Below are 6,000 nucleotides of genomic sequence, written 5' to 3'. Positions count from 1 at the left end.
AGGAATCATGCCGAGCCCGGGATGGCCAACACCCTCCAAGGATCACTCCTCAACCGGGTAGGAAGAAAGTAACGGGGTGCCCCTATTCCATCGCCCGGACCGCGGCGGATGAGCCCTCGGAAACGTGCCAGCGACTGCTCGTAACGCAGTGTTTACGCTCGCCGCCGCCCGTCACCACCAGAACGGCGGCTGCGTCACATAGGGCGCCTCGAGTCGTCTCACTTCGTCGTCGGTCAGTGTCAGCTCGAGCGCGGCCACGGCGTCGCCCAGGTGTTTAGCTTTGGTTGCTCCGACGATCGGAGCCGCGACCGTCGGGTTGCGCAGCACCCAGGCGAGCGCGACGCGGGCCATCGGCACCTCTCGCTCTGCGGCGACTTGCTCCACCGCATCGATGACAGGGCCGTCGGCGTCGACATCGAAGGCCTTCGCCACCGCATCTACCGCCGCGCGTGATGTGGATTCGCCCCGCGGGCGCGCGAGGCGGCCCTTGCCGTTCGGCGAATACGGGACGAGGCCGACGCCCATGTCGGCGCACATCGGGATCATCTCGCGCTCCTCCTCCCGCTTCAGCAGGTTGTACTGGTCTTGCATGGCCGAGAACGGCGTCCATCCGCCGACGGCCGCCGCCTGCTGCAGCTTCGCGAACTGCCACGCGTACATCGACGATGCCCCGAGGTAGCGCACCTTGCCGGCCCGCACGAGGTCGTCGAGCGTTCGCATGGTCTCTTCAACCGGGGTGAGCTCGTCGAAGCGGTGGATGTAGAGCACGTCGACGTGGTCTGTGCCGAGGCGCTCGAGGGAGGCGTGCACCTGCTCGAGGATGGCGAGACGCGAGAGGCCCGACCCGCCGGGGCCGTCGTGCATCTTGCCGGAGACCTTCGTGGCCAGCACGATGTCTTCGCGTCGGCTGAAGCGGCGCATGGCGCGGCCGATGATCTCTTCGCTTGTGCCCTGCTGATAGACGTTCGCCGTGTCCCAGAAGGTGATGCCGAGCTCGACAGCTTGGCGGAGTAGCGGTGCGGCGGCGTCGTCGTCGAGGGTCCAGCTGTGCAGGCCTCGCGTCGGATCGCCGAAGCTCATGCACCCGAGTGCGAGCCGGCTGACGCGGAGTCCGGTGCGTCCAAGGTTCGTGTAGTCCATGGCTGGAGCGTAAGACGAGCCACCGACACTGCGGGAGTCCCTGCCAGTACCTGCCTCGTTTCGCCGTAACCCAGTGTTTACAGGCGCGCACGCCGCGGAAACATCCGCGTGTCTACTATTGGCGAACAAGGTTTCATATCAGGTAACGTCAAGACATGCGGGAGACGACCATGACGCAACTAGCCCCCAAGCTGGTCGAGGCCACCCCCGGCGCGCACGCTGCGCCACCGGAACGGAACAGCCTCGCGGCCGGCGACCGCATCACCCTCAGCGACCTCGCCCAGGCACACGGCGTGCACTTCATCCTCGCCACCTTCGTCGACCTCAACGGCAAGCCGTGCGCGAAGCTCGTCCCGACCTCGGCAGCAGACGAGCTTGAGGCCGGCGCCCTCGGCTTCGCGGGCTTCGCCGCCGGCCTCATCGGGCAGGAGCAGCACGATCCCGACCTCATCGCCATGCCAGACCTCGACTCGTTCACTCCGCTGCCGTTCGTGCGACAGGGGCTCGCGCTCGTGCACTGCGACCCCTACGTCAACGGCACGCCGTGGCCCTACGCGCCCCGCAACATCCTGAAGCGCGCCATCGCCGAGCTCGCGACGCGCGGCATGACGGCGAAGGTCGGTGCCGAGGTCGAGTACTTCCTCGTCGACCGCGCCGAAGACGGCACGCTCGCCCCCGCGGACAAGCGCGACAACGGCCCGCGCCCCTGCTACGACGCTCGCGGCGTGACGCGGATGTACGACCACCTCGCTGCCGTGTCGACCGCCATCAACTCGCTCGGCTGGGGCAACTACGCCAACGACCACGAAGACGGCGCCGGCCAGTTCGAGCAGAACTTCGACTACGCCGACGCCCTCACCACGGCCGACCGCGTCGTCACGCTGCGCTACATCCTGAACGTGCTCGCCGAGGAGCGGGGCATGACGGCGACGTTCATGCCCAAGCCCTTCACGAACCGCACGGGCACGGGCCTCCACCTGCACCTCTCCCTCTGGAGCGACCAGGACGAACCGCTCTTCCCCGCCGCATCCACCGACTCGGCAGCGGATGCTCGGGGCCTCGGCCTCTCGCCCGTCGCCTACGGCTTCGTGGCAGGTCTCCTCGAACACGCGCCGGCGCTGCAGGCGTTCCTCGCCCCCTCCGTGAACTCGTACAAGCGCATCGGCTCGGCGACGTCGAGCTCAGGCGCGACCTGGTCGCCGCGGAAGGCCTCCTACGGTGGGAACGACCGCACCCACATGGTGCGCGTGCCGGACAACAAGCGCGTCGAACTTCGCTCCGGCGACGGTGCCGCGAACCCCTACCTCGCGGTCGCGACGTCGATCATGGCGGGCATCGACGGCATGGACAAGAGCATCGACCCCGGCAATCCCTCCGGTCCGGGCCAGGCGCCTGAACGGGCCGCCGTGCTCCCGGCAACCCTCCTTCACGCGGTCGAAGCGCTGCGCCGCGACCCAGTGATCCTCGCAAGCCTCAGCGGCGACGAGGCAACCGGCCGCTACTTCGCCGACGCGAAAGAGACCGAGTTCCTCACCTGGCACGCCCAGGTCAGCGACTGGGAACTCGACACCTACCTCACTGCCTTCTGACCACCCCGACCCACCAGCCCAACCCCGAAAGGACCACGCCCGTGTGTGGAATCGCCGCGCTGCAGTTGCGCAACCCCCAGCTCAGGCCGCAGATGGGCGACCTGCTTTCGACCATGCTCTGCGAGATGGTCGACCGCGGACCCGACTCGGCAGGCCTCGCCGTCTACGACAACCCCGACCTCACCGGCACGGCTGCCTCAACGCTCAGCCTCCTGGGCGGCACGCAGCTCCTGACTGCCGAGGAACTGACCGCCGAGCTCGAGCGCACCCTTCCTGCAGATGCCGCGCCGAAGGTGTCGGTCGTGGGTGACACGACGCTCGTGAGCGGCGAGCTGTCGACGAGCATCCTCGCCGACGCCGTCAGCGCCGCCCTCCCCACCGCCACCATCATCGGCCGCGGTGGACACCTCGCCGTCATGAAGAGCGTCGGCAACCCCATGGACGTCGCCTCCAACCACGGTCTCGAATCGATGTCGGGCAGCCAGGGCGTCTCGCACACCCGCATGGCTACCGAATCCGCCGTGACCGCTGGCGGCACGCATCCATTCGCCGTCGCCGACGACCTGTGCCTCGTGCACAACGGCTCGTTCTCGAACCACGCGTCCATCCGGCGCGAGCTCAAGCGCACGGGCGTGCAGTTCGACTCCGAAAACGACACCGAAGTCGGCGCGCGCTACATCGCGTCCCGCCTCGAGCAAGGCGACACACTCGAAGAGGCCCTCATCAGCCTCGGCGAGGTCTTCGACGGCTTCTACACGCTGGTCGTCACCACTGCCGACAGCATGGCCATCGTGCGCGACCCCATCGCGTGCAAGCCCGCCATCGTGGCCGTCACCGACGACTACGTGGCCATGGCCTCCGAGTACCGCGCCCTCGCGCAGCTCCCCGGCATCGAATCCGCCGACATCTTCGAACCAGTCCCCGGAAAGGTCTACACGTGGTCACTCTAGACAGCACCCAGTACGCGGCGGCGCCTGCGGCCGCACCGGCCCCCGCCACGCTCCCCGCGGCCCCGAACGCCACCACGATCGACCTCGCCGGCCAGGATGTTCGCGTCGTGAACGCGGCCGTGCAGGTGGCCGAAGACGGCACCAGGTGGAGCATCCAGCACCCCGCCGGGAAGCACAACGTGGCCGTCGGCATCCGCTCGGCCATCGACGTCACCATCGACGGGCACGTCGGCTACTACGCCGCCGGAATGCACCAGCAAGGCACCGTCACCATCAACGGCAACGCCGGCGTCGGGCTCGCCGAGAACATCATGAGCGGCACCGTGCACGTCACGGGCGACGCCTCCCAGTCAGCGGCCGCGACCGGTCACGGCGGCCTCGTCGTCATCGACGGCAACGCCGGGGCGCGCTGCGGCATCTCCATGAAGGGCGTCGACATCGTCGTGGGCGGCAGCATCGGCCATATGTCGGCGTTCATGGCGCAAGCCGGACGCCTCGTCGTGTGCGGCGACGCGGGCGAGGCCCTCGGCGACTCCATCTACGAGACGCGCATCTACGTGCAAGGCACCGTCGAATCGCTCGGCGCCGACTGCGTCGAGAAGCCCATGCGCGACGAGCACCTCGCCGAACTCGCCGAACTGCTGCTCGCCGCCGGCCGCGACGACGACCCGGCCGCGTTCAAGCGCTACGGCTCGGCCCGCAAGCTCTACCACTTCAACGTCGACAACGCCTACTAGGCCGAGCAGGAAGAGTCCCTCATGACCCTCATCGAGCAGCCCACCTCCGCGGCGCCCACGCAGCAGACACCCGCCAGTCTCGCCGAGCTCGGACTCCGCGAATCGGCCACCTTCGACCGTGCGACGATCTCCGACATCCAGCGCGCCGCACGGACGGGCATCTACGAGATCCGCGGCTGGGGCGCGAAGCGGCAGCTGCCGCACTTCGACGACCTGCTGTTCCTCGGCGCATCCATGTCGCGCTACCCCCTCGAGGGGTATCGCGAGCGGTGCGGCACCGACGTCGTGCTCGGTGACCGCTTCGCGTCCAAGCCGCTGCACCTCGACATTCCCGTCACCATTGCGGGTATGAGCTTCGGCGCCCTCTCTGCGAACGCGAAGGAGGCCCTCGGGCGCGGTGCATCCGAGGTCGGCACGTCGACGACGACCGGCGACGGCGGCATGACGCCGGAGGAGCGCGGGCAGTCGAAGCACCTCGTCTACCAGTACCTGCCCTCCCGCTACGGCATGAACCCCGACGACCTCCGCAAGGCGGACGCCATCGAGATCGTGCTCGGCCAGGGCGCGAAGCCAGGCGGAGGCGGCATGCTGCTCGGCCAGAAGATCACCGAGCGTGTCGCCGGCATGCGCACACTGCCGATCGGCATCGACCAGCGATCCGCGAGCCGCCACCCCGACTGGACTGGCCCGGACGACCTCACCATCAAGATCGCCGAACTGCGCGAAATCACGGGCTGGGAGAAGCCGATCTACGTCAAGATCGGCGCATCCCGCCCCTACTACGACACGGCCCTCGCCCTGAAGGCCGGCGCCGACGTGGTCGTGCTCGACGGCATGCAGGGCGGCACCGCGGCGACGCAGCAGGTGTTCATCGAGAACGTCGGCATCCCGACGCTCGCGGCGATCCCGCAGGCCGTCGCGGCGCTGCAGGAGCTTGGCATGCACCGCAAGGTGCAGCTCATCGTGTCGGGCGGCATCCGGACGGGCGCCGACGTCGCGAAGGCCATGGCCCTCGGTGCTGACGCCGTCGCGATCGGCACCGCAGCGCTCATCGCGCTCGGCGACAACGACCCCCGCTACCAGCAGGAGTACGCCGACATCGGGTCGGCCGCCGGCTTCTACGACGACTTCCAGGACGGGCGCGACCCGGCCGGGATCTCCACGCAGGACCCGGAGCTCGCCTCCCGCCTCAACCCCATCGAGGGTGGACGGCGCCTCGCGAACTACCTGCGGGTGCTCACCATGGAGGCGCAGACCATCGCCCGCGCCTGCGGCAAATCCCACATTCGCAACCTCGAGCCGGAAGACCTCGTCGCGCTGACCGTTGAATCTGCGGCCATGGCGAACGTACCGCTCGCCGGCACCACCTGGATTCCGGGGAAACAGTACTGAGGTCTCGGCGACGCTGACAGTCAGAGTGACGTGGGGCGGGATCTGCTTCGATCGGGCGCGCATCTGCCGCTGTCGTCACTCTGACTGGCGGCTTCGGCCGGAGCCGGAGCCGGAGCCGGAGCCGGGGCCGGAGTCCGAGCCGGGGCCGGGAGCCGGAGCTGGGGCCGGGGCCGGGCCGGGCCGGAGCCGGTC

Annotated in this window: 5 protein-coding genes; 4 read left to right on the top strand and 1 reads right to left on the bottom strand. The window is 68.9% G+C overall.

Going from position 1 to position 6,000, the window contains the following annotated elements; all coding sequences use genetic code 11:
* Nucleotides 1-171: 171 nt before the first annotated feature.
* Nucleotides 172-1,140 (bottom strand): aldo/keto reductase, encoded by a 969-nt coding sequence (locus ACPYN9_RS10790; RefSeq protein ID WP_424466454.1) that lies wholly within the window; start codon nucleotides 1,138-1,140, stop codon nucleotides 172-174.
* Between the two features lie 170 nt (nucleotides 1,141-1,310).
* Here ACPYN9_RS10790 and glnT point away from each other — a divergent pair, with 170 nt between their 5' ends.
* From glnT to ACPYN9_RS10770, 4 genes are read left to right on the top strand one after another with little or no spacing between them, the layout of a single operon-like run.
* A complete protein-coding gene (glnT, locus tag ACPYN9_RS10785) occupies nucleotides 1,311-2,729 on the top strand; it encodes a type III glutamate--ammonia ligase (RefSeq protein WP_424466452.1) in 1,419 nt (472 codons plus the stop codon).
* 41 nt (nucleotides 2,730-2,770) lie between these two features.
* The gene (locus ACPYN9_RS10780; RefSeq protein ID WP_424466450.1) at nucleotides 2,771-3,679 is read left to right on the top strand and encodes a glutamine amidotransferase; all 909 of its coding nucleotides are present in this window, start codon (nucleotides 2,771-2,773) and stop codon (nucleotides 3,677-3,679) included.
* Nucleotides 3,667-4,416 carry a protein glxC gene (locus ACPYN9_RS10775; RefSeq protein WP_424466448.1) on the top strand — a complete coding sequence of 250 codons (750 nt, stop codon included), beginning with the start codon at nucleotides 3,667-3,669 and terminating at the stop codon, nucleotides 4,414-4,416. Before ACPYN9_RS10780 ends, ACPYN9_RS10775 begins: the two co-directional genes overlap by 13 nt.
* A 21-nt stretch (nucleotides 4,417-4,437) precedes the next feature.
* Nucleotides 4,438-5,808, top strand: a complete 1,371-nt coding sequence (locus ACPYN9_RS10770; RefSeq protein WP_424466447.1) for an FMN-binding glutamate synthase family protein — start codon at nucleotides 4,438-4,440, stop codon at nucleotides 5,806-5,808.
* Nucleotides 5,809-6,000 lie beyond the last annotated feature (192 nt).

The sequence above is a fragment of the Pseudoclavibacter helvolus genome (genome assembly GCF_049707175.1).
GTDB classification, from domain to species: domain Bacteria; phylum Actinomycetota; class Actinomycetes; order Actinomycetales; family Microbacteriaceae; genus Pseudoclavibacter; species Pseudoclavibacter helvolus_A.
Note: the sequence above shows the minus strand (reverse complement) of the source record. Positions and strands in the feature narration are given on the sequence as shown.